The 23,230-nt window shown below is 59.8% G+C and carries 22 protein-coding genes and 5 tRNA genes; 9 read left to right on the forward strand and 18 right to left on the reverse strand.

All coding sequences use genetic code 11. The features are described 5' to 3' along the window. From I8E17_RS06700 to phaC, 11 genes are all read right to left on the reverse strand, one after another. Complete coding sequence (locus tag I8E17_RS06700) at positions 1–1,968, reverse strand: AAA family ATPase (RefSeq protein WP_219510754.1); 1,968 nt, start codon at positions 1,966–1,968, stop codon at positions 1–3. Between the two features lie 63 nt (positions 1,969–2,031). Further along, positions 2,032–2,502, reverse strand: a complete 471-nt coding sequence (locus tag I8E17_RS06705; RefSeq protein ID WP_219510751.1) for a hypothetical protein — start codon at positions 2,500–2,502, stop codon at positions 2,032–2,034. Positions 2,503–2,517: 15 nt separating this feature from the next. Next, complete coding sequence (locus I8E17_RS06710; RefSeq protein ID WP_219510748.1) at positions 2,518–5,517, reverse strand: TrlF family AAA-like ATPase; 3,000 nt, start codon at positions 5,515–5,517, stop codon at positions 2,518–2,520. A gap of 98 nt (positions 5,518–5,615) precedes the next feature. Further along, positions 5,616–5,978, reverse strand: coding sequence for an XRE family transcriptional regulator (locus I8E17_RS06715; RefSeq protein WP_219510747.1), 363 nt, complete (start codon positions 5,976–5,978; stop codon positions 5,616–5,618). Positions 5,979–5,981: 3 nt separating this feature from the next. Continuing rightward, on the reverse strand, positions 5,982–6,347 hold the full coding sequence (locus tag I8E17_RS06720) for a type II toxin-antitoxin system RelE/ParE family toxin (RefSeq protein WP_219510745.1): 366 nt from the start codon (positions 6,345–6,347) through the stop codon (positions 5,982–5,984). A 43-nt stretch (positions 6,348–6,390) separates the two neighbouring features. Next, entirely contained in the window at positions 6,391–6,723 is a 333-nt protein-coding gene (locus tag I8E17_RS06725; protein WP_229002093.1) for a nuclease, read from the reverse strand. Positions 6,724–6,820: 97 nt separating this feature from the next. Next, positions 6,821–8,065 (reverse strand): site-specific integrase, encoded by a 1,245-nt coding sequence (locus tag I8E17_RS06730; RefSeq protein WP_219510741.1) that lies wholly within the window; start codon positions 8,063–8,065, stop codon positions 6,821–6,823. A 144-nt stretch (positions 8,066–8,209) separates the two neighbouring features. Then, positions 8,210–8,926 (reverse strand): DNA repair protein RadC, encoded by a 717-nt coding sequence (radC, locus tag I8E17_RS06735; protein WP_229002094.1) that lies wholly within the window; start codon positions 8,924–8,926, stop codon positions 8,210–8,212. A gap of 42 nt (positions 8,927–8,968) precedes the next feature. Further along, positions 8,969–9,805, reverse strand: coding sequence for a type I methionyl aminopeptidase (map, locus tag I8E17_RS06740; protein ID WP_069612054.1), 837 nt, complete (start codon positions 9,803–9,805; stop codon positions 8,969–8,971). Positions 9,806–9,807: 2 nt separating this feature from the next. Continuing rightward, the gene (sfsA, locus tag I8E17_RS06745; RefSeq protein WP_069612055.1) at positions 9,808–10,554 is read right to left on the reverse strand and encodes a DNA/RNA nuclease SfsA; all 747 of its coding nucleotides are present in this window, start codon (positions 10,552–10,554) and stop codon (positions 9,808–9,810) included. An 11-nt stretch (positions 10,555–10,565) separates the two neighbouring features. Then, positions 10,566–12,413 carry a class I poly(R)-hydroxyalkanoic acid synthase gene (phaC, locus tag I8E17_RS06750; protein WP_069612056.1) on the reverse strand — a complete coding sequence of 616 codons (1,848 nt, stop codon included), beginning with the start codon at positions 12,411–12,413 and terminating at the stop codon, positions 10,566–10,568. A gap of 160 nt (positions 12,414–12,573) precedes the next feature. On the opposite strand from phaC, the gene I8E17_RS06755 reads away from it, so the two are divergent. The 4 genes from I8E17_RS06755 (at position 12,574) to recJ (ending at position 17,705) form a co-directional block, all read left to right on the forward strand. After that, positions 12,574–13,026: a hypothetical protein gene (locus tag I8E17_RS06755; protein WP_069612057.1), complete on the forward strand. Its 453-nt coding sequence runs from the start codon at positions 12,574–12,576 to the stop codon at positions 13,024–13,026. Positions 13,027–13,248: 222 nt separating this feature from the next. Further along, positions 13,249–14,469 (forward strand): LL-diaminopimelate aminotransferase, encoded by a 1,221-nt coding sequence (locus I8E17_RS06760; protein ID WP_069612058.1) that lies wholly within the window; start codon positions 13,249–13,251, stop codon positions 14,467–14,469. A gap of 56 nt (positions 14,470–14,525) precedes the next feature. Further along, positions 14,526–15,845, forward strand: a complete 1,320-nt coding sequence (locus I8E17_RS06765; protein ID WP_069612059.1) for a homoserine dehydrogenase — start codon at positions 14,526–14,528, stop codon at positions 15,843–15,845. Positions 15,846–15,902: 57 nt separating this feature from the next. Further along, positions 15,903–17,705 (forward strand): single-stranded-DNA-specific exonuclease RecJ, encoded by a 1,803-nt coding sequence (recJ, locus tag I8E17_RS06770; protein WP_113366415.1) that lies wholly within the window; start codon positions 15,903–15,905, stop codon positions 17,703–17,705. Between the two features lie 75 nt (positions 17,706–17,780). On the opposite strand, the gene I8E17_RS06775 is transcribed toward recJ, so the two are convergent. The 5 genes from I8E17_RS06775 to I8E17_RS06795 all read right to left on the reverse strand — a co-directional run bounded on the left by I8E17_RS06775 (position 17,781) and on the right by I8E17_RS06795 (position 19,836). After that, positions 17,781–17,855 (reverse strand) — tRNA-Glu (locus tag I8E17_RS06775). Positions 17,856–17,983: 128 nt separating this feature from the next. After that, positions 17,984–18,058 (reverse strand) — tRNA-Glu (locus I8E17_RS06780). 86 nt (positions 18,059–18,144) lie between these two features. Then, positions 18,145–18,219 (reverse strand) — tRNA-Glu (locus I8E17_RS06785). Positions 18,220–18,393: 174 nt separating this feature from the next. Then, positions 18,394–19,191, reverse strand: coding sequence for a hypothetical protein (locus tag I8E17_RS06790; RefSeq protein WP_069612061.1), 798 nt, complete (start codon positions 19,189–19,191; stop codon positions 18,394–18,396). Between the two features lie 204 nt (positions 19,192–19,395). Further along, positions 19,396–19,836 carry a VOC family protein gene (locus I8E17_RS06795; protein WP_069612062.1) on the reverse strand — a complete coding sequence of 147 codons (441 nt, stop codon included), beginning with the start codon at positions 19,834–19,836 and terminating at the stop codon, positions 19,396–19,398. A gap of 198 nt (positions 19,837–20,034) precedes the next feature. Between I8E17_RS06795 and I8E17_RS06800 the strand changes: the two genes are divergently transcribed. The 5 genes from I8E17_RS06800 to I8E17_RS06820 all read left to right on the forward strand — a co-directional run bounded on the left by I8E17_RS06800 (position 20,035) and on the right by I8E17_RS06820 (position 22,001). Beyond that, on the forward strand, positions 20,035–20,613 hold the full coding sequence (locus I8E17_RS06800) for a cold-shock protein (protein WP_112721378.1): 579 nt from the start codon (positions 20,035–20,037) through the stop codon (positions 20,611–20,613). A gap of 1 nt (position 20,614) precedes the next feature. Beyond that, the gene (locus I8E17_RS06805) at positions 20,615–21,127 is read left to right on the forward strand and encodes a DUF192 domain-containing protein (RefSeq protein ID WP_069612064.1); all 513 of its coding nucleotides are present in this window, start codon (positions 20,615–20,617) and stop codon (positions 21,125–21,127) included. A 147-nt stretch (positions 21,128–21,274) separates the two neighbouring features. Next, a tRNA-Pro gene (locus I8E17_RS06810) sits at positions 21,275–21,351 on the forward strand. Between the two features lie 179 nt (positions 21,352–21,530). Continuing rightward, positions 21,531–21,836 carry an ETC complex I subunit gene (locus tag I8E17_RS06815; RefSeq protein ID WP_069612065.1) on the forward strand — a complete coding sequence of 102 codons (306 nt, stop codon included), beginning with the start codon at positions 21,531–21,533 and terminating at the stop codon, positions 21,834–21,836. 88 nt (positions 21,837–21,924) lie between these two features. After that, positions 21,925–22,001, forward strand: a tRNA-Arg gene (locus I8E17_RS06820). 53 nt (positions 22,002–22,054) lie between these two features. On the opposite strand, the gene I8E17_RS06825 is transcribed toward I8E17_RS06820, so the two are convergent. Further along, positions 22,055–22,216: a hypothetical protein gene (locus I8E17_RS06825; RefSeq protein ID WP_176728001.1), complete on the reverse strand. Its 162-nt coding sequence runs from the start codon at positions 22,214–22,216 to the stop codon at positions 22,055–22,057. Between the two features lie 239 nt (positions 22,217–22,455). Further along, entirely contained in the window at positions 22,456–23,229 is a 774-nt protein-coding gene (locus I8E17_RS06830; RefSeq protein WP_069612066.1) for an amino acid ABC transporter ATP-binding protein, read from the reverse strand. Position 23,230: the final 1 nt, after the last annotated feature.

The following is a 23,230-nucleotide window of genomic DNA, read 5'->3' on the forward strand; positions in this document are numbered from 1 at the left end:
TCAAGCACCAGCGGGGGGCGCCGGACTTAGGCGGGCGACGATTGACGACAGGAGGTTCCGCAACTCTGGTGGCGCGCCGGCGGCAAGAGCGGCGGGATCGTGGTTACTCAGAACGCGAACATGAGTGCTCGGTTTACCTCGACCGAGGAACAGATATCGATACCACCGTAGAAGGGCATCCTGAGGCGCGCCGTATAGACCCACCAATCCATCGTCGCCCAACACCGCAGTGCGAGGGTCCCCGAGTGGCGAGGGGCCTTGTCGGCCAGGCTCGATCACCTGATAGGCTGCGGGAAAAGCCTGCAGCATCGAATAGTCGAGGTCGAGCGGAGTGCAGAAGTAGACGTGGAAGCGGTTTAGCCAGCCGATCCATTCGTTGAGACCGGCTACATTCTCGGGCGCTAATACATCAAAGCCGGCAAGATTGGTGACTGGTCCTGCTGCGATGAGGTTGGGATTGAAGAGCTCTGCTGGCTGAACGCCAATCGCCAGCAGTTGCGCGCATGTGGTCTTGATACGGCCCCATCCACCACCCGCGCGGCCCCAATCCAGGTCGAGAAGGGTGGCGTACGGGATATCGAGATCCGTTAGCAGTCGCCAAAGGTGGTTCACGTGACGGCCGCCGAGTGGGACGACGGCAACGAAGGAGCGGTCGATGTCGAACTGCATTGCTTCAGCAAGGCGCGGCAGAACCACCTCTTCGGATGCGCCTTCGCCGAGTACGACAAAGCGCGCAAAATAGAGTTCGGGATAGGTCCGCACGGCCTCACGGACAAACTTTGAAGCTTCCTCGTCGCCGGCCGGCAGGTTGATCGGCCGAATGCGGGCAGTGCGATCATTCGGATCCAGCCTGAAGTGCCTGACCTCAGTTGGACCCACCCTGGCGAGAATGCTCGGCGAGTGACTGGAGACGAGCGCCTGTGCGCGTGGTCCCTTCGTGAGATCCTTGATCTGCTTGATGATGCGGGAGAGATAGAAGGGGGCTAGGTTGTTCTCCGGCTCCTCGACCGCGATCAGCGTCAGGGCCGGAAGTGGAACGCCTCCGGCCTGGAAACCAGCCGCCGCGGGATCGGCGGCGATCCCGCCTTCGACGTCGAGTGTGGCGGCAGTCATTGCCAGATGGAAGAGAGAGCGTTGTCCGTCACTCAGGTCATCGAGAGCACGCTCGCGACCTGCTTCGTCGGGCCGGAAGACGACTTCGACCTTCCGGATGAATTCTTGGAAGCGCAGGTCTATGGGGCGGAAGAGGGGTGTTGTGTCGGTCCCGGCTGTATGGACCTCCTGCCATCGACGCGTCAGGGCTCCGGCAATCACGTCGACTGCGGGCTCCCCGGCAAATGCGCCGTTGAGCGTGCTGCCGGCGTCGGCGAAGGTATTCCTGACCCCTTGCGACCAGTTGATAGCCCGCCAAAGTCGCCCTCGGAGGAACGCGGTCACCTGGGAAGCGCCGTCGCGTGTTGCCGGGACATAAATCATCTGGATGCGGGCGCGGTCGGTCGCTTTAAGCTCGGTGCAGTCAGCGTCCGTGAATTGCGCGAAGGTCCGGATAGCCCAGTATTTCTGTTCGATAGTTCCGTCGAGCGACCCGTCGTCGGTCCACGTCGCTTCGAGACGCAGGCGGCACTTGAGCTTGCCGGCCTCATCGGCGGCCATCTGATGGAAGAACTCCGGAATGGCTGCGCCATCGGCGCCAACTCCGTCGAGCTCCGGAAAGGCTACTATGGCTTCCAGCACAAAATTCCGCTGCGGTGGAGGTACGGCTTCAGTTGAGGGGATATGAAAGTCCTGGCGCCGGAGTCGCCTCTGATCGCCGGTCACCCCGAAGAGCCGCTGCAGAGCCTGCATCACGGCTGTCTTTCCTGCCCCGTTCGCGCCGACAAAGGCCGTGAGCCCGCTGGTTAGATCGACCGCAGTCGGAGCTGGTCCGAAGCAGCGGAAATTACTCAAGATAATCTTTTCAATGAACATCGGCGCGTGGGTCCCCCAAGGTTGCGCGCTAAGGCTGAGTTGTCGGTAGCAGAGAGCGCGAAATCATCGAGCCGTTCGTTTCCGGACCACGGTCTGGCCCACGATGCGCCGATTGATCTTCACCTTCCAGGCAATCTGCGCGGCAGAGAGATTCCTCTTCCGCATTGTCTGCTTCAAAAACGTGTATTCCTTCTCCCCGTAGAGATAACCCATGCGATAGGCATGCTCGATTAGGTCGCTGTTGGCGTTGGCGGTGAGGTCTTTGGCAATGCGCTTGAGACCGTCAAAGAGATTCCCGGTATCGATCTGAATGAAGCGGTTGATGCAAACATTCCCGACGTACGTCTCGTTGCCGTTCAGGCGATTGCGGATGTAACAATGTTCCTTGATCTCCTGGCCACATGGACACTCATCGAATTCTTCGCTGATCTCTACGGCGATAAGTGACCACTCCTTCCGGGCAACATCGAAACTCTTCGACACTGACAGGGGTAGAATGTGAGCCTTCAGCCTCTCGAAATTATGCCCCTCCATGATCGCGGCCCCGGTCTACATCTGGACACGCAGGCGGCGGGCGCGTTCGCGGAAGGCGGCCTCACCGCCCTCTAGGATCTCGCACACCAACCGGCGGATGGTCGGATTCTCTAAGCCGCCACTTCGATACGTGATTTCGGGAAGCATGCCGGGGCGGTGCGGACCGCAGGTTGCGACAATCACCTGATCAGCGTCGGTATTGACGACGAGGTTCGCGTTATGTGTGACGATGATGATCTGACGGCGCTGCTTCGCTTTGCGGAACCGTTCGACCAGTTCGTCAAAGATAGACTTTGGATCTAGATTCTCTTCCGGCTGGTCGATAATCAGCGGCCGATCATCATCGCGGTCGATCGCGAGATAGAGCAGTAGTAGGACAATGCCTCTTGTGCCAGGTGAGAGCTGCTCGATATCGACGCCCTCATATTGGACGCCATAGCTGACCGTGATGTGGTCGGTGCCGTAGAGCCAGCTCGAAATACGACCTGCCCACTCGCGGAACGCCTGCGCGTTGGTGCGCTCCACCGGAGCGTGTTCGACGAGGTTGCGCTCATGTGCTTCGCGAAATCGTGACATCGCCTCGGCGACGTCCGCGCTCGACCCCGATTCCCAGGCACCTTGCAGCTCGGATTTTGCGGCGGCCAGCAATGCGCCCCGGCCTTTGAATGGCCCCGATTTGCGCAAGTCGAGGAGATCCTCGCCCTGCTGCGCCCACGCCGCGATATCGACCACGCGCCGAATGGAGAACGAGAGCTTGCCGAGCGCACCTTCCTCTGCTTCCAGGCGGGCCTTCAAAGGCGCGTAGAGGGCCGACAGTTCCTTCTCTTCGTCGATGATTCCGTCGAAGACGGACGCATAGCTGTCCCGGCGCGATTGGATTAACTCTTTGATCCGTTGATCGGCCTTTTCGGCTGCCTCGATGTCTCGATCCAGCTTGGCGAGTGCGGCTTCGTCTCGGGAGATCTTTTCCGACAGTCTCGCAAATGCCTTGGCGTTCTCTGTGTCGATTCCGATCAAGGCGCGCAGCCGGGTTACCTCCTTGTTAAGGAGGCTCAGTGTATGCTGAGACAACTCGGTACCGTCCGGCAGGAACGACGTTGCTGATGGTGGCGCGTCAGCAGCGATCGAGACCTCCCCGGGTGCCGGACCAGACAATTTACGAATGTGTGCGTCGATCGCATTGATTGCATTGTCCAGGATTGTGTCGACGTCTCCGGAGAACTTCAGCAGGAAGGCCTTCCAGTGGTCAGCGCTCAGACCTGCTTCGGAATGAGCCTGTTGTAGCTGCCGAAGCCGGACCGGCGCCTTGTTCGACCGCGTGTCCGCAACCTCGTCTTTGAGTGCAAGCAGCGCCTGCCTTCGCCGTTGAGCCTGCTCGACCTGGAAACGCACGGATTCGGCCGCCGTAGACACTTCGTCGAGACGCTTGGCGCGTTCCTCGCCTCCCTTGCCGATCAGGCTGCTGCGGTCGCGCTTATCCTTGGCTATCGAGGCGGCCTTCTCCGCACGTTGTTTCTGGAGACTTGGCAGGCTCGCCTTCCGATCACGCTCTACATTGAGCTCCAATGCAGCTTCGGCGAGCGCATCCTCGTGGCTCCGGCGAAGCGCACGGCCGCGTGCGGCGCGAAGATCCAGGAGTTCCCGAAAGGTCGTGGTGCCCATCCGCTCTTCAGCGGGATGAGCTTGGTAAATGACCCGCTCAACCTCGGTGAGCAGCTCGTCCGTGACGCCCTCTGCGGAGCAGAGGCTGTCGACGAATTGCTGCGAGAGATATTGAACCCTCGGCGTGTCGAGAAAGTCTTCCATCTCGACATGCTGGAGTTCATTTGACGTAGGATCGCCGTCTTCCCAGATCAGTCGGGCCGAGGCTTCGCCGAGGTGACTTTGGGCGCGACGAATGAAGGAGCGCTCGCTGAGATGGGGCGACAGGGCATAGCCGCCTGCAGCAATGATGTCCGCCAATGCGGTCTTTCCTGAGCCTCGGGCGCCAATGATGCCGACAAGGCCGGCGTTCAGGGGCGAGCTGGGTGTCACCAGCCACGGTGCGTTCGTGACCTCGACCTTTGTCACGACCTGAGACGGAAGGGCACCCCGCGGTGGGGCCAAGCCGATGAAGGCTCGTGTCTCGGGTTCAAGGCACGTCTGTCGGAGGGACTCGAAGGCGAGATCGCCCTTGATCCAGCAATACCGGTCTTGCTCAACGACACCGACGCCATCGGGCCCGTGGGCATCACTGCCATGCAAGCAGGGCTTCCTTCCATTCCAGTCGGAGAGAAGCTTTTCTACGGACGCCGCGCCTTGACCCAGCCAGAACGCCCGCTGCTTCGGATGGGACGAGAAAATGATGTGAGCGTTACGCTCAATTTCCTTCCGCAACGTCGCGAGCGACGGGTCTCCTTGAAGGCCGGAGGTGCCATCATTGCTGCCAGCTGCGACAGCAATGAGGACGTTTTCCTGCACCCATGTGCTCTTCTTCCACTCCGTGCGGAGCTCGTCAGGATTCACCTTGAACTGATTAGCGCCGGCCGCGAAAGCAGCACGTTCATCGGTGAGCGTCTTGTCATGCGCGCGACCGAGCCGGATTAGGTCAGACCTGTCGCAGCGAAACGACTCGCCGTGGGCGGTGAAAGTCAGAGCACGCAAGAACCGGCGGATTTGGTCGACATGCTCGGGATCGTCGGGCGAGACGAGGAGGTGAAAGTTGATTGGCGACCCTTTGCCCGTTCCGATCCCGTAACGCAGCTCCACATTAGGAAAGATGAGGTCCACCTGGGCGAGACGACCAGCCTTCCGATGCGCCAGAACCTCTTCATAGACGTCGACGCTGTAGTAGTCGGTCACCCCCAGAGCGCGGATGCGAGGCGACGACGTTTCGACTCGAGAGAGAAACTCCTCCCACGGGTCGGCTCCGCGATACTGATTGTTCAGAACGGTGCCCGGAGCATGGATGTGGGGGTCCCATCGATGCCACCTCGATCCTGCAGGATCGTGTGCCCCCGTCGCCGCATCTGTCATGGGCGGCCCCGCAAAATGCAGATAACGGTCGTTCGGTGAAGACCCCTCTCGACTCTGGTTTGCGCCTCAGTCCCCAAGCTGTCCCCCCACATTCTTATTTATCGTCTTGCGCTACTTCGGCGAGCTGTTGGCTGCGACTGTGGGCGAGCCAGATCGCCTAGGTGGTGTATGGTCATTGGTGGCCGCTTAGGCAGCTTCACAGTTAGCTCCAATTTTCCGCCCACCGCTTCGACGTAGCTGCGCAACGTCGAGAGGTACATATCGGCCTGCTTCTCGATCTTCGACACCGAGGGCTGCTTGATGTTCAGTGCAGTCGCAACATCCTCTTGAGCCTTACCCGCGATCTGGCGCAGCTCTCGCAGACCTTCAACCTCCTGCTTCAGCTCGTTGTAACGGGCCTCGATCTGCTCCTGCTGGTCGCGGGGCAGCGAAGCAATGATGTCCTGAAGGCTCCGTCCCATCAATTATCCCTTCCTTACGGATTTCAGGCTTTCCAGATGGTCGGAAAACCTGCTGTCCGCCTTTGCGATAAGCTGCTTATAGAAGCGCTTCTGGCTAACGCCTGACTTGTCGCCCGCGACCAGGAGGATCGCCCTCCGTTCGGGGTCAAACGCGAAGGCTGCGCGCCATTCGCCGTCGGCGGCCGAGAAACGCATCTCCTTCATGTTGGCGTGCTTCGAGCCTTTGAGTGTGTCGACGAACGGTCGACCCAGCTGCGGTCCGTATTCGGCAAGCAGCTTCGCGGTGGCCAGTAATTCGGTCTGAACCCCGCGCTCGAAGGCCAGCAACTCCGCCTCGAAAGCTTCATGCAGTCTGACGTCCCAACTCATATAGCTTCCAAGCTATGTCGGGTCAAGGGTGGACGAACTCGCATTAGTTGCCACCCCGCATGACGCCGGCTTGGCGGAGGAGGTCTCCGATGCTCTTCGAGCCGATGCGGCAGCGTGCGATCACGCGATCGAATGAGACGACGCGGCCGCTCCGGCCGCGCTCGGTCGTGCAGGTGACCTCTCGATGGATGGCTATGCGCTCGAGTGCTGCTTTCCCGGCCGCGCCGAGAGCCTGCTGAAGCTCGGGTGCATCAAAATCAGCGAGGCGGACCTCGATCCACTCATTGGGGTCCGCCGTCCTGCCGACGCAAAGACTGTCTCCGTCACCAATGTACCGGACGGTGCCGGAGAATCGCACTCCAGCTTGGGCTGGCAAAGGTGCTTCGCACGGATCTGCATATGCGGGGGCGCCGCAGCAGAACGAGGCGAGGATGCCAGCAAGGAAGAGGGGCAGGGGTCTCACGCGGCAGCCTTCAACGTGTCGCTGCCTTTGCCTTTCTCTTTTTCAGGAGCGCGCGAACGTACTTGTCCCAGCGGGCCATGCCGGCGCGCTTCTCCGGCATGTAGTTCCAGCGGTCGTAGTTCTTTGAGCTGACATCCTGCAGCGCATGGTTTTGGAGGCGGTCGCGGATCTCTTTAGGCACGCCCGCTTTGCCGGCGAGCGTTTTAAACGTGCGCCGCAAGTCGCGGTTGGTTGCGTAGGGGATGACGCCGCGGTCGCGCTGCCGCCAGACAAAACTGTAGAGGGTGCCATGGCTGACCGGCTTTGATGGATCCTTCGCCGAGGGGAAAAACCAGCCGTATTCGTTCGGCCTGATTGACTCGATGAGCTCGGCTGCAAGCGACGGGACCGGGACTGCGTGCGGCTGAAGGTTCTTGGTCTTGGACCAGTCGATGATCCGCTCGGCCGCGTCCCATTGATCGATGTGCAGTCGGGCGATTTCTTCCACGCGCTGACCGGTCAGCATGATGAGCTGCACCGCCCGCGGATACGATGGGTGGACGGGAGTGTCAGGGCAATCAAGCCAGCGATAGAGCTGCACAAACTCGTCTTCGCTCAACCACCGGGTGCCCTGGACTTTCGGCTCGGTGGGGATGTCCGACGCCGGATTGAAAGGAATCCGGAAGCGTCGCGGCGACGTGTTTCTATAATCGTTGTCCGATTTCATGCCCCAGCTGAACGCGGCATGGATGTAGGACCGGACATGATCAGCCATCGATCGCGCGCCCCGCTCATAGATCGGGCGGATCAGTTCGACGATCTCCTCGGCCTCGATCTCGCGGGCGAGGCGATTGCGTCCGAGCGTGTCCGCAATCTTATTGAGTCCTTTCTCTGTCTCCTTCCATGAGGGCTTGCCGCCTGCCTTCAACGCCGCGACGTAGCCCTCGAACAGATCGGCCACCGTTCCCGGTCGAGTGTCCGTCGCGATTTTGATGCTGCGACCCTTCTGGATGACGTCAGCGAAGTCGCGTTTGAAAATCTCGCGCGCCTGCGCGAGGGACATCGATGGATAGGAGCCGAGCTTCTTTTTGGTACGCTTTCCATCACGCCATTGCTGCGCCATCCAATCGGCAGTGACCCGCTTCGGCATTGGCTTGAGAACGAGAACGAGCCGGCCGGTGCCGCGCCCTTCGCCGTCAGCGAGGTTCTCTTGTTTTCCTGTGAGCTCCACCCGCTTCATCGCTTGCCGGATGGCGGTATCGGTAAGGCTCGGCATGGCGTTTCTCCTGCTCCGCAACTGGGATCGGAAGAGGAGAAACTGGGATCGGTGCTCGGGAGCTGGAAGCCGTTTGCTACCCCTTCAACAGCCCCCAATTTGCCAAAACCGCCCCCTGTGCGCAAGCCAGAAAATGCTTGTGATTCAACGTGCTTGAGCGTGATCCAGCGTGATCGAAAGGGGGGTAGTGGGGTGGTTATGGACCAGAATTACTGCGGAGGCGGAGAGTTCGAGTGCGCGTTTGACGACCTCGCGCGGATAGACGGGCGTATGATCGACAGTGCCGAAACCCTGCACCTCATCGGCGATCAAGGCGTTGCGCTTATCAAGAAACAGCAGGCGAAATTGCTCGCGCGCTTCATGCGCCATAGCGGCATGACAATAATCGATGAGCGCCTTCCAGGAGGAGAGTACGGGTTTCCCCGTCAATTCGCTCTTCAGCATGCGCTGTGCGACGCTTGCCACGAGCTTCAAGTCGTGCGCAACCGCATCGCCGACGCCACTGACCTCCGTCAGCAGGTTGACCGGAGCGCCGAATACACCCCCAAGCGTGCCGAAACGGGTGAGCAGGGCCTTGGCGATGGGTTTCGTGTCTCGGCGCGGGATCAGCCGGAAAAGCAGGAGTTCGAGGATTTCGTAGTCCGCCAATGCCGCATCGCCACCGTCGCGATAGCGATTGCGCAACCGTTCGCGGTGGCCATGATAATGGGCTTCGACATTCTCTGGTGCAGATTGGGGTTTGGAAGCGGATTTGGTGGTCGATGAGACAGGTTTGGCAGCCCGCGGGGCGAAGAATAGCCGCTCGTCCAACAGCGGAGCTTCTTCCAAAGTCTCCGGCTTCCCGCCTCTCTCGAGGGGCATGTCACCATGTCCGTTGGAAGAAGCGGGCCGTTTTGCCATGAATTATGCCTGAAGCGGCGGTAGGCCGGGGCGGTCGAGGCCGCCGGGCGATAGGGTGAAAATTTCGCAGCCTGTCGCGGTCACGCCGACTGTGTGTTCGTACTGCGCTGAGAGCGAGCGGTCGCGGGTCACGGCCGTCCAGCCGTCACCGAGCACCTTCACGTGCGGCTTGCCGAGATTGATCATCGGCTCGATGGTGAAGATCATGCCTTCACGCAGTTCCGGGCCGTCATTGACTCGGCCATAATGCAGGATATTCGGCGAGTCATGGAAGAGGCTGCCGACGCCGTGGCCGCAGAAGTCGCGCACGACCGAGCAGCGTTCGCCTTCGGCATAGGTCTGGATCGCTTCGCCGATGGCGCCCGTGCGGGCGCCGGGGCGAACGGCGGCAATGCCGCGCATCAGGGATTCGTAGGTGACTTCCAGCAGCCGTTCGGCCGAGCGCTTGATTTCGCCAACAGGATACATGCGGCTGGAATCGCCGTGCCAGCCATCGAGCACATAGGTCACATCGATATTGACGATATCGCCTTCGCGCAGCGGTTTGTCGTTGGGAATGCCATGGCAGACGACGTGGTTGATCGACGTGCAGGAGGATTTCATGTAGCCGCGATAGTTCAGCGTCGCCGGATAGGCGCCGTGATCCATGCCGAATTCGAAAACAAAGCGATCGATGACATCGGTGGGCACGCCGGGCTTGACGATCGCGGCGAGTTCATCGAGGCAGCGGGCGGTCAGCTGGCATGCCTTGCGCATTCCGGCAAAGGCATCCTGCCCGTAAATGCGGATAGCGCCCGTATTCTTCGCCGGCGCTGTTGCCGCTTCGATGTAATTCACCATGACTAGCCTTTGGTAGAGATCTTAAACTGTTCTAATGCAGCTATGCCGGGTTCGTCTATCGGGATCAACCCGGCAGGCGCGATTTCCGTCGGCGAAACTCTGCATTTCAGCGCATAGACCTCGACGCCACGCTTCAAAGCGCGATCATAGGCCCTGGCGTAGACCGGATCCAGATCGCTGCAAATCCGGAAGAGATCGCAGTCATTGCGCTGGATCACGAACAACATGATGGCACGATAACCAGCCTCGGCCATATCGCCGAGTTCTTCCAGATGCTTGGCGCCGCGCGCCGTCGCCGTATCGGGAAATTCCGCAAGGCCTGGCTGTCGCATGAAATGGACGTTTTTCACCTCGACATAGGTGGTTGTCCGCAAAGGATCGGTCAAGAGCAGGTCTATGCGGGAGTTGTGGCCGTAATTCTGCTCGCGTTTGACAGCCGTATAATCGCCGAGATCGGAGATTTGTCCGAGCGCGATCGCTTCCGCTGCGATGCGGTTCGGCATGGCGGTGTTGACACCGACGATCGTGTCGTCAGCTTCGATCAGTTCGAAGACATGACGGTATTTTCGCTTCGCGCCCTCATGCTCGGAGAGCCATATGCGCGAGCCTGGTGTCGTAAGGCCGAGCATCGAGCCGGTATTCGGGCAGGAGCCGGTGATGAAGGTTCCGTCCTCCAGCTCGGCATCGAAGAGAAAGCGTTTGTAACGGGAAATCAGGCGGGCAGGGAGGAGAGGCGAAGGAAATTGCATGATCGGGTGACTTATGCCCGTTCCAGGACATAGCTGCCGGGTGCCTCTTCCAGTGCATTGAGGGCCTTGCCGCCGGGTTTGCGCGCAGCCGTCATGCGATGGTCTTGTGCGACGATCCAGGCGTGCCAATGCGGCCACCATGAGCCAGGCGTCTCCTTTGCCCCGGCGAGCCAATCCTCATAGTCGCCGCCGGTCGGGCCGCCGGTCCAGAACTGATATTTATGCTTGTCGGGCGGGTTGACGACGCCGGCTATATGACCGGAGCCGGTCACCACGAATTCCACCGGACCGCCGAAATACTGGCTGCCGACGAAGACGGATTTGGCCGGCGCGATATGATCCTCGCGGGTTGCCAGATTGTAGACGGGGATGCGCACGTCCTTCAGCGACAATGTCTTGCCGTCGAGCACCATCTTGCCCTGGCTCAAGGCGTTGTTGAGGTAGCAGTTGCGCAGATAGAACGAATGGTTGGCCGCGGCCATGCGCGTCGAATCGGCATTCCAGAACAGGAGGTCGAAGGGTAGCGGCTCCTGCCCCTTCAGGTAATTATTGACGAAATAGGGCCAGATCAGTTCGGAGGCGCGCAGCATGTTGAAGGCCGTCGCCATCTTCGAGCCCTCGAGATAGCCGAGCACGTTCATCTGCTCTTCGAGCGCTGCAATCTGCTCCTCGTCGACGAAAACCTTCAGATCGCCGGCGAAGGTGAAATCGACCTGCGTCGTCAGGAAGGTGACCGTTCGGATACGCTTGTTCTTTTCCTTGGCGTGGAGGGCGAGCGTCGCCGCCAGCAGCGTGCCGCCGACGCAATATCCAACAGCATTGACTTCCTGTTCGCCCGTCGCCTTTTCGATCGTCTCCAAGGCGAAATCGATGCCTTCGCGGGCATAAGAGGTCCAATCCTTCGCCGCATGACGATGATCGGGATTGACCCACGAAATCACGAAGACGGTGTGACCCTGCTCCACGCACCATTTGATGAAGGATTTCTGTGGGTTGAGATCGAGAATGTAGAATTTGTTGATCCAGGGCGGGCAGATCAGCAAAGGCCGTTTCAGCACCTTCTCCGTCCCTGGCTCATATTGGATCACCTGGCAGACATCGCTTTGCGCGATCACCTTGCCCGGCGTCAGCGCCATATCGCGGCCGATGGCGAATTTCGTCATGTCGGTTTGACGCAGGCGCAACTCGCCATGGCCAAGGCTGATATCCTCCGCCAGCATCTTCATGCCGCGTACGAGGTTCTCGGCATTTGAGGCGATAGTCTCGCGGTAGACCTGCGGATTGGTCGCGACGAAATTGGTCGGCGAAAAGGCGGCGGTGATCTGCTTCGTGTAGAATGCTGCCTTGTGACGCGTATGCTCGTCCAGCCCTTCCGCTTCGCCGACCAGCTTTTCCGCCCAGTTCGACGTCAGAAGATAGGTTTGCTTCAGGAAATCGAAGAAGGGGTTCTTCTGCCAGTCTTCATCGGCAAAGCGCTTGTCCTTGACCGGTTCAGCTTCAGCCTCGGCGGACGAATCGCCGCTGAGGCGCTGCATGGTTTTCGTCCACAGGCCGAAATAGCCGGAAAGCAGCTGAGTCTGCGCCTCCAGCGTCCGGCGCGGATCGGAAAGCCAGTATTCTCCGACCTTGGAGAGCGTCTTGACCATGTCAGTGAAGGGATCGGCAACCGTATCGATCTTCTCGCCGCGCTCGCGCGGCGCAAGCCAGGCCGAGGCTGCCTTACCAAGATTCTCCAGCGCACGGGCAAAGTTGACGGCCATCGCTTCAGGATCCCTGACGATGTAAGGCTCGACTGACTTTGGATCAAAGCCTGGAAAGCCGCCGTTGCCTTCATTCTTGTCCCGCTTGCTGTCGGTCACGCATCATCCTCCCGGCGGCAGCTCGTGTCTTGTTTTCCATTTGTACATCTTGCGGGAAAAGGAATACAAGTCGAATGAAACGCAACCCTGCTCTTGCTTTGCTGCTGCGACAAATTTAACAGTCGCAACCCACAGCAAGGAATAGCGCAGGAAGACAATTATGGGCGGCGGCATGGTGGCAAGACTGAACCGGTATTCCGTACTCTGCGGTGCAATGTGCGGAATTCTCGCATTGACGCTCGCGGGCTGCTCGACACCCGAGGAAAAGGCGGCCTTCGCCAAGCGCAAGCAGCCGCCTCAGGCTGTCATCGTAAAGCCCGCCAAAGGCACGCCGGTGGTGGAAACCAGCACGCAGCAATATTACAAGGACGGCTATCCTTCCTTCAACGCGCCGCCGACCGCCGCAAACGTCCAGATCAACGATCAGCAGGCGGGCGATCTGGTCAAGCAGCTGACGGCTCTCGGATCGCAGCGCAAGGCCGGCACGATCTCCGAGGCCGAGTATCAGAGGCGCGTCGCCGAGATGCGCAAGCTCGCTGCCGAACATGGCCAGGATACGCTGCAGGAAATTCAGAAAGAGGGCGGCGCCCAGCCGGCCTCAACGCAGAATTAGCCTTGCGTTTCAGGCGATTTGGACGCAAAGCGTTCGGATAGGCCGAAATTGGATGTATCTGACCGGCGGATTGCATTTTGCGTGCATAAGCGCCCAAGATTCACCTTATCTTTCGAGATAGCATGAATACGGCGCCGCGAGTCCCAAGTTCGTGTCGCGGCTGGCCGGGAGATCAACGAACTTCATTGCGGTTGTGAGGGCCGCTGTCCCATGGGGAAAGAAATGGAAGAGTTTCATAAAGTCCGGCGTTTGCCGCCCTACGTTTTCGAACAGGTCAATCGTTTGAAAGCGAGCGCGCGAGCGGGCGGGGCGGACATTATCGACCTCGGCATGGGCAATCCAGATCTTCCGACCCCAAAGGCGATCGTCGACAAGCTGTGCGAAGTGGTTCAGGACCCGCGCACGCATCGCTATTCCTCTTCCAAGGGCATTCCGGGCCTTCGCCGCGCGCAGGCCGCCTATTACGCCCGCCGTTTCGGTGTGAAGCTCAATCCCGATACGCAGGTGGTCGCCACCCTCGGTTCGAAGGAAGGCTTCGCCAATATGGCTCAAGCGATCACGGCGCCCGGCGACGTGATCCTCTGCCCTAACCCGACCTATCCGATCCACGCCTTCGGTTTCCTGATGGCAGGCGGCGTGATCCGCTCGATACCGGTCGAGCCGGATGACAGCTTCTTCCCGCCGCTGGAACGAGCCGTGCGCCACTCGATCCCGAAGCCGCTCGCGCTCATCCTGAACTATCCGTCGAACCCGACGGCCTATGTCGCGACGCTGGATTTCTACAAGGAAGTCGTCGCCTTCGCGAAGAAACACGACATCATCGTGCTTTCGGATCTGGCCTATTCGGAAATCTACTTCGACGACACGCCGCCGCCGTCGGTGCTGGAGGTTCCGGGCGCCATCGACGTGACGGTCGAATTCACTTCGATGTCGAAGACCTTCTCCATGCCCGGCTGGCGCATGGGCTTTGCAGTCGGCAACGAGCGGCTGATTGCGGCGCTGACGCGCGTGAAGTCCTACCTCGATTACGGCGCCTTCACGCCGATCCAGGTGGCGGCGACGCACGCTCTGAACGGCGACGGTTCCGACATCGCCGAAGTGCGCAACATCTACAAGCGTCGTCGCGACGTTCTGGTCGACAGCTTCGGCAAAGCCGGCTTCGACGTGCCGCCGCCGGCAGCGACCATGTTCGCCTGGGCGAAGATCCCGGAAAAGTTCCGTCATCTCGGCTCGCTGGAATTCTCCAAGCTTCTGGTCGAGAAGGCTGACATCGCCGTTGCTCCGGGCATCGGTTTCGGCGAGCAGGGTGACGATTATGTCCGCATCGCGCTCGTTGAAAACGAACACCGCATCCGCCAGGCGGCGCGCAATCTGAAGCGCTTCCTCTCCACCGCGGACGAGACGATGCATAATGTTATTTCGCTGAACGCTCATCGTTCATAATATCGCGCGGCAGCCGTTCCCGCGGCTGCCGTCCCAATACTGATCAGGAATTTTCCATGGCAGATGCCCTCAAAATCGGCATTGCGGGCTTAGGCACCGTTGGTGCCTCGCTCGTCCGCATCATTCAGAGCCGCGCTAACGAGCTTGCCGTTACCTGCGGTCGTCCCGTCAAGATCGTCGCCGTCACCGCACGCGATCGCACGCGGGATCGCGGCATCGATCTGACGGGAATCGAATGGTTCGGAGGTCCGGTCGATCTCGCGCAGAAGGCCGATATCGACGTCTTCGTCGAGCTGATCGGCGGTTCCGAAGGGGCGGCCAACGCAGCGGTACGCGCAGCGCTTGCACGCGGCCTGCATGTCGTGACCGCCAACAAGGCGCTGCTTGCCTATCACGGTGTCGAGCTCGCACAAATCGCCGAAGAAAAGGGCGTCCTGCTCAACTTCGAAGCGGCCGTTGCCGGCGGCATTCCGGTCATCAAGGCCCTGCGCGAATCACTGACGGGCAATACGATTTCTCGCGTCTATGGCATCATGAACGGCACCTGCAACTACATCCTAACCCGGATGGAGAAGGAAGGCCTGTCTTTCGCCGATTGCCTCAAGGAAGCGCAACGTCTCGGCTATGCCGAGGCCGATCCTGCCTTCGATATCGAAGGCAATGACACGGCGCACAAGCTTGCCATCCTCACGACGCTCGCCTTTGGCAACCGCATCGCGGCCGACGACATCTACCTTGAAGGGATCACCAACGTCTCCATCGAGGATATCCGCGCCGCTGCCGATCTTGGCTACCGCATCAAGCTGCTCGGTGTCGCCCAGCGCACCGAAAGCGGCATCGAACAGCGCGTGCACCCGACCATGGTGCCGCTCGATTCGGTCATCGCCCAGGTCGACGGCGTCACCAATGCGGTGGCGATCGAATCCGATATTCTCGGCGAATTGCTGATGGTCGGCCCCGGAGCCGGCGGCAACGCAACGGCTTCCTCTGTGCTCGGAGATATCGCCGATATCGCCAAGAGCCGTCCCGGCGAACAGCGCGTACCGGTGCTGGGTCACCCGGCCAAGGCGCTGGAGCCCTATCGCAAGGCGCAGATGCAGAGCCACGAAGGTGGCTATTTCATCCGCCTCACGGTTCTCGACCGCACCGGCGTTTTTGCGAGTGTCGCGACCCGCATGGCGGAAAACCACATTTCGCTCGAATCGATCGTGCAGCGTTCCAGGCAGCATCTCGCACCGTCCGATCACCAGACGATCATCCTCGTCACCCATGCGACGACAGAGGATTCGGTGCGCAAGGCGGTTGCCTCGATCAAGAACGAGGGCTATCTCGTCGGCGAACCGCAGGTCATCCGCATCGAGCGGCCGAAAGAATAGTCGGACCAGCGGCGGCGTGCCTCAAAGGGACGCCGCTCTCAAATTCCGGGAGAGATGGTGGAGCAACCGGTCGATCCAGTTCAGCGGGCATTTCTGGGTGTCGAGCGCTCGGTATCAGGTAATCGCTGGGTTTCCAGGCTCGATCAGGCCGGCCAGAACAGGGCGCTTGCCATTGCGCAGACGCATGGCCTGCCGGAGCTGATTGCCCGAGTGCTTGCAGGGCGCGGCGTCGGGCAGGACGAAGCCATGGCTTTCCTCGACCCGACGATCCGCGGCCTGATGCCGGATCCGCATTTGCTGACCGATTGCGAGAAGGCAGCACAGCGCCTCTTGCACGCCATCAGGAAGGGTGAGACAGTCGCGATATTCGGCGACTATGACGTCGACGGCGCGGCCTCCTCGGCGTTGCTCTATCGATTCCTGACCCATTTCGGCGTTCCGGCCAGCATCTATATTCCCGATCGCATCTTCGAAGGTTACGGCCCCAATCCGACAGCGATCAACCAGCTTATCGACAATGGCGCGACGCTGATCGTGACCGTCGATTGCGGTTCCACCAGCTTCGAATCGCTTGAAGCGGCAAGGGCGCGCAATATCGACGTGGTCGTCATCGATCACCACCAGGTGGCGCACGAGCTGCCGCATTGTCATGCCTTGGTCAATCCGAACCGTGAGGATGATCTGTCGGGGCAGGGGCATCTCTGCGCCGCCGGCGTGGTCTTCATGGTTCTGGTCGCGGCCTTGCGGCTGCTGCGCCAGACCGGCGATTCCCGCGTGCGTTCCATCGATCTGCTTGCCTGGCTCGATATCGTCGCGCTCGCGACCGTTTGCGATGTCGTGCCGCTGAAGGGCCTCAACCGCGCCTATGTCGTCAAGGGGCTTATTGCCGCCCGCCACCAGGGCAATCTCGGGCTTGCAGCCCTCTTTCGCAAGGCCGGCCTCAACGGTCCCGTCACGCCCTATCATTTCGGCTTCCTCATCGGCCCGCGCATCAACGCCGGCGGCCGCATCGGCGATGCAGCTCTTGGCGCACGCCTGCTGACGCTGGCCGATGGGAGCGAAGCGGAAACCATCGCCGCGAAGCTCGATGAGCTCAATCGCGAGCGGCAGGCCATGGAGGCCGCCATGCTGCAGGAGGCCGAGGCCGAGGCCCTGGCGGAGTACGGCAATGGCGACGGCGCCTCCGTCATCGTCACGGCGCGCGAGAACTGGCATCCGGGAATCGTCGGCCTCATTGCATCGCGCCTCAAGGACAAGTTCCGCCGGCCGGCTTTTGCCATCGCTTTTGATTCCTCCGGAAAGGGTACAGGCTCAGGCCGCTCCATCAATGGCTTCGACATGGGCCGCATGGTGCGAGCCGCCGTCGATGCGGGCCTGCTGGTCAAGGGCGGCGGTCATGCCATGGCCGCCGGCCTGACGGTGGAGAGAAGCAACCTCGGAAAGCTGCGGGCTTTCTTCACGGAGAAGGCGGAGAAGCAGGTAGCCGGGCTCGTTGCCAACGAAACCTTGAAGATCGACGGTGCGCTCGGCGCAAGCGGCGCGACCGTGGAATTGATCGACAGGCTCGAGACGGCCGGTCCCTATGGTTCGGGCCATCCACAGCCCGTCTTCGCGCTTCCGAGCCACCGTCTGCGCGATTCCCGCCTTGTCGGCCAATCGCATATCAAGATCACGCTGGAGGCGCAGGACGGCGGCCGGGTGGATGGCATTGCCTTCCGCGCGGCGGAGACGCCCTTGGGCGAGCTGCTGATATCTTCCCGGGGCGCGCAGATCCATGTCGCCGGCACGCTCGGCGCCGATCACTGGCAGGGCAGCCGGCGCGTGCAGCTGCGCGTCACAGATGCGGCGAAAGCTCCGTAAAGCAGATTACGCCCGATACGCGTCTGCATAACAGCGTCTAGCGAGCCAAAACATCAATTTAAGGGGAAGGAGCAGTGGCACGCCCTAGGGGAGTCGAACCCCTCTTTACAGAATGAAAATCTGTCGTCCTAACCGATAGACGAAGGGCGCGTGCTGTGGCGCCCTTATAGTCAGCACCTTTCATTCCCGCAAGCGGAAAAACGAGAAAAATCGCAGAAAAATCGATGACTAAGCAAAGATTTTTCGAGGTGCTTGTGGAAAACTTCGGGACACGCTTTTGGTACGCCCTAGGGGAGTCGAACCCCTCTTTACAGAATGAGAATCTGTCGTCCTAACCGATAGACGAAGGGCGCATGCTGCACGGCCTAGATAGGAATAGCCTATTGCGTCCGCAAGCGGTAGCTTAAATGAATTGAAGACGAGGGGAGAAGAACAACAGTGGCACGCCCTAGGGGAGTCGAACCCCTCTTTACAGAATGAAAATCTGTCGTCCTAACCGATAGACGAAGGGCGCGTTCAGCTGTTGTGTGGCGCGCTTATAGCGGGGTGATTTCATTCCCGCAAGCGGCAATTTTGCTTTTTTGTGGAAAAAATGACAGATGGGTGAAACTGTCGCCGGTGCTGAATAAGTGAGATTTAACAGGCTCTTGCCGGCGATATCGAAGATTCTCTGGAAACGCGGGCTTTTTTATTGCCCATTTGCACCCGGCACGGGCTGCACCAGCAGCTTGCCGTTCTGCGGCTGGTTCTTCGATGCGATGAACTGCGCCAGAGCGGCGGCCTGTCTGCCGTTCAATTCATGGACATTCGGATTCGCCGTTGCCGCAGCACCCGACGTGGTCACCTGGGCAATCGGCTGCGGCGAACCCGAAGCTGGCGAGATTGCATTGCGAATGACGGGTGGTGGCAGCATGTCGGCCGATGTGCGGCCGTTCAGCACGGCAGCCGTGTCCATCGTCTGCGGCGCCGTCGTCTGCATAGTCGCTGGTGGCGCGCTGTAAACGCTGCGCATCATCGGCGTGATCGCCTGGCCGCCATCAGCTTGGGTTTGGGCAAGCGTCCCGTCCGGATTGACGGCGATCGGCGGCGGAGCGGAGAAGATGCTGCTTCTGTTCGCATTGACCGCCGTCGGCTGCGTGACCAGGCCGCCGATGCCCGTCTGCCCGTCCGCAGTCGGGGCTGCCGTAGGCGCAGGATAGAGTGCCTGGTTCTGCTGGGCGACGATCTGCTGACGTGTGCCATTGACGCTGTGGACCATCGGATCACGATAGGCGACATCGGCTTTGCGGCGCCGGGCATCGGCCTTGCTGTTCATATCGGCTGCCAGCTGTTCTGCCACGGTCAATGGCACGACAGGGGCAGCCTGCGAGGTCTCGATCGGCTTTTTGGCCGTGGTCGCGCAGCTCGCAATCATCACAAATGAGGCAAGAACGGCAATTGTGCTTGCTAGCTTCTTCCTGCGGTATAAAATCTCTTGATCGCACATAGGGCGTTCCCTGCAAAAAAGTCTGCATCGGAACGGCCTCCTGCGAGGGACGACGATACCGCACGCGCCGACTGGGAGCGATGACCGCGCGATATCCGATGCATGATGCTTCGAGTCGTCCAAGCATGCCGGAGGATGGGCATGGGCGGCAAGCGCGAAACGGATGGCTTCGCGCGTGCCGTAAGCTTCGCGAAAGCTTAGGCCTCACCAGGAGCCGGTGTTGGCCATGGAAGCCCAGGGCTCGGCGGAGGGAAGATTGGCGCCCTTCTGCAGGATTTCGATGGAAATGCCGTCCGGAGAACGCACGAAAGCCATGTGACCATCGCGGGGCGGGCGGTTGATCGTAATGCCGTTGTCCATCAGCTTCTGGCAGGTCGCATAGATATCGTCGACCTCGTAGGCGAGGTGGCCGAAATTGCGTCCTCCGCTATATTCTTCCGGGTCCCAGTTATAGGTCAGCTCCAGGCTGGGGGCGCCGTTGCTGCGGGATGATTCGGCATCCTCGTCGGCCGCCAGGAAAACGAGCGTATAGCGGCCTTTCTCGTTTTCGTAGCGGCGGGTTTCGGTAAGCCCGAATAGGGTGCTATAAAAATGCAACGAGGCGTCGAGATCGGTGACGCGGACCATCGTATGGAGATAACGCATTCTATTTCCTCTCTTAATGTTGAGCCGGGCGGATCTTTGGTCAGGGCACCAGCTTCGCGCAAGTCATTGGAGCAATAATCTTAGGGTGGGAATAAACGAAAACTAGGACTTGCGCTTTTCCGTTACCAAGATGTTAATCTTGATATCAGGGAATCAGTTAACCGTAACAGTGTGACGCGTAATCGAGGGCTGGCTAGGATGGGTGACAGAATTTCATCGAAGGGAGTTGTCGACTTCGAGGAGATGTCGGGCGATACCGTCGAGCTCATCGAAATCTCAGGCGTCGTCAAGTGGTTCGATGTCGCCAAGGGCTTCGGTTTTATCGTGCCTGACAATGGCATGCAGGACGTATTGCTGCATGTGACGTGTCTGCGCCGTGACGGTTATCAGACGATTCTCGAAGGAACCCGCATTGTTGCGCTGATCCAGCGCCGGGAGCGCGGTTATCAGGCCTTCAAGATCCTTTCCATGGATCAATCGACGGCCGTGCATCCCTCGCAGATGCCCCCTGTCCGTACACACGTGCAGGTAACGGCGACGAGCGGCTTGGAGCGCGCGTTGGTCAAGTGGTTCAATCGCACCAAGGGTTTTGGTTTCCTGACGCGCGGCGAAGGCACCGAGGATATCTTCGTGCATATGGAAACGCTGCGCCGCTTCGGTCTGGCCGAGCTGCGGCCGGGGCAGGTGGTGCTCGTCCGCTTCGGGCCTGGCGAAAAGGGCCTGATGGCGGCGGAAATTCACCCGGATGCGCCGAGCCCGGCGACACGGCCGCACTGATATGAACAAAGCCGGATTTCTTGAAATTTTGAAAAGCGCCGTTTTGGCGCTTTTTCTCGTTGGCGCAATCGCCTCATCGTCTTTCGCGGCACAGACCGCAGGGCAACAGTCGATGGCTTTCGATTCGGAGCCACTTTCGATCGCATCGCCCAAAGGGCGGACGCATAAATTCACCGTGGAACTGGCCTTGACGCCGGCACAGCTCGAATTCGGTCTTATGTACCGCGACAAGATGCCCGCCGACCATGGCATGCTGTTTGACTTCGGCACGACACAGCCTGTGATGATGTGGATGAAGAACACCGAGCTGCCGCTCGACATGCTCTTTCTGGATCAGAAGGGTGTCGTTACCCATATTCAGGAAAACGCCGTGCCTTATTCCGAAGCGATCATCAGCTCCGGCGGGCCGGTTGCCTATGTCATCGAGCTCAACGCCGGTATTGTTCGCAAACTCGGCCTTGCCGTCGGCGATACGGTGACGAGCGCCACCATTTCGGCAAAGCTCGGCAAGTAAATTTTCCTCGGGGAAGATGTGCCAGGCAAGATTTTATCTGTTGCAGCGGGCAGATGAACCGTGTATCTCCCCACTCGTTCCGCAGGACCAAGCGTTCGGTGGTACGGAAATCAGCTCATGGCCGCATTTTGGTCATGCTGACGGGTACGGAGTGTAGCGCAGTCTGGTAGCGCATCTGGTTTGGGACCAGAGGGTCGGGAGTTCGAATCTCTCCACTCCGACCATTTAAAATCCCCTCATTAATGTCGTTGAATTCGTCCTGGTAGCGGCTGCCTTTTTGCTTGAAAACAAAGGGATTCGCAGCTAAGCAAAAGTCGTGTTCGCGCGGCCCGCAGAGGATCGCGTCGCGGCAAGAGAAGCAAGTAAGCGGATCATTCCCGCTTGATTCGGAGGCGCTGCAGCAATGCCTGCCAAGATTTATCGTCCTGCAAAAACGGCCATGCAATCCGGCAAGGCCAAAACCAATATCTGGGTTCTGGAGTTCGATCAGGAAATGCCGCGCAAGATCGATCCGATCATGGGCTATACCTCGTCGGGCGATATGCGCCAGCAGCTCAAGCTGACCTTTGAGACGCAAGAACAGGCGGAAGATTACGCCAAGCGCAACGGCATCGACTACCGCGTCATCCCGCCGAAGGATCCCATCCGGCAGACGGTGTCCTATTCCGACAATTTCCGCTTCAACCGCATCCAGCCCTGGACGCACTGAAACCAGGCACTTCTTGAACGCCGGCCATTGAGTTTGGCGGCGGTTTCAGGCATGTGTTGCCCGCCGCGCAAAGCGCGGCAAGGCTCATGGCCCCTTAGCTCAGCTGGATAGAGCACTTGCCTTCTAAGCATGTGGTCGCAGGTTCGAATCCTGCAGGGGTCGCCATTCTCCGATTACGATAACGTACCGCCGATCACGCGATCAGCCCTGTTTCATGCTCAGTTCGCCACCGTCGGCCAGCCGCCGGCAGCTTTTGGCCGCGTAGCATCGATCGCCATCTGAATGAGATCGTGGCCATACATCGCTCCGGCCAGTTTGATGACGATGATGGCGGCGCTTAAAAGTGCAAGCCCGCCGATGATTCTGTCGCTTTTTTTCACGGCCCGCTTCCCCGACGTCTCGTGAATTCCGCATTATTCGCGGTGATAAAGAATATATCTCGTTTTTTGCGAAGCGCTATAGCGCGTGCTAACGCTGCCAATTGCCAGGCAGCAATCAGGAGGAGACGGCCCGCGAGATCCGCGTCCTGACGCCGATTACGGCCGCTGAACCCGGCCGTATATAAAAAACCCGCCGGCAGCGATGCAGCGGCGGGTCTTGTTCATTCAATCGATCCGTATCAGTGCAGGATCTGGCTAAGGAACAGCTTCGTGCGCTCATGCTGCGGATTGTCGAAGAATTCCTTCGGCGAATTCTGTTCGACGATCTGGCCCTGGTCCATGAAGATCACGCGGTTGGCGACCTGGCGGGCAAAGCCCATTTCGTGGGTCACGCACAGCATGGTCATGCCTTCTTCGGCAAGGCCCACCATGGTGTCGAGCACTTCCTTGATCATTTCGGGGTCGAGGGCCGACGTCGGCTCGTCGAACAGCATGATCTTCGGGTTCATGCAGAGCGAGCGGGCGATTGCCACGCGCTGCTGCTGACCGCCGGAAAGCTGGCCGGGATATTTCTTCGCCTGTTCCGGAATCTTCACGCGCTTGAGGAAGTGCATGGCGATCTCTTCCGCCTGTTTCTTCGGCATCTTGCGCACCCAGATCGGCGCCAGCGTGCAGTTTTCCAGAATGGTCAGGTGCGGGAAAAGGTTGAAGTGCTGGAACACCATGCCGACTTCGCGGCGCACCTCGTCGATCTTCTTCAGATCGTTGGTAAGCTCGACGCCGTCAACGATGATCTGGCCCTTCTGGTGCTCTTCCAGGCGGTTAATGCAGCGGATCATCGTCGATTTGCCCGAGCCGGACGGGCCGGCAATGACGATACGCTCGCCGCGCATGACCTTGAGGTTGATATCGCGCAGCACGTGGAAATCGCCGTACCACTTGTTCATGTTGATCATGTTCACCGCGACCTCGGTCTCGGAGACAGTCATTTTCTTCGATTGGGCTTCAGCCATT

The organism is Rhizobium sp. AB2/73 (assembly GCF_020871915.1).
Taxonomy (GTDB): Bacteria; Pseudomonadota; Alphaproteobacteria; order Rhizobiales; family Rhizobiaceae; genus Rhizobium; species Rhizobium dioscoreae.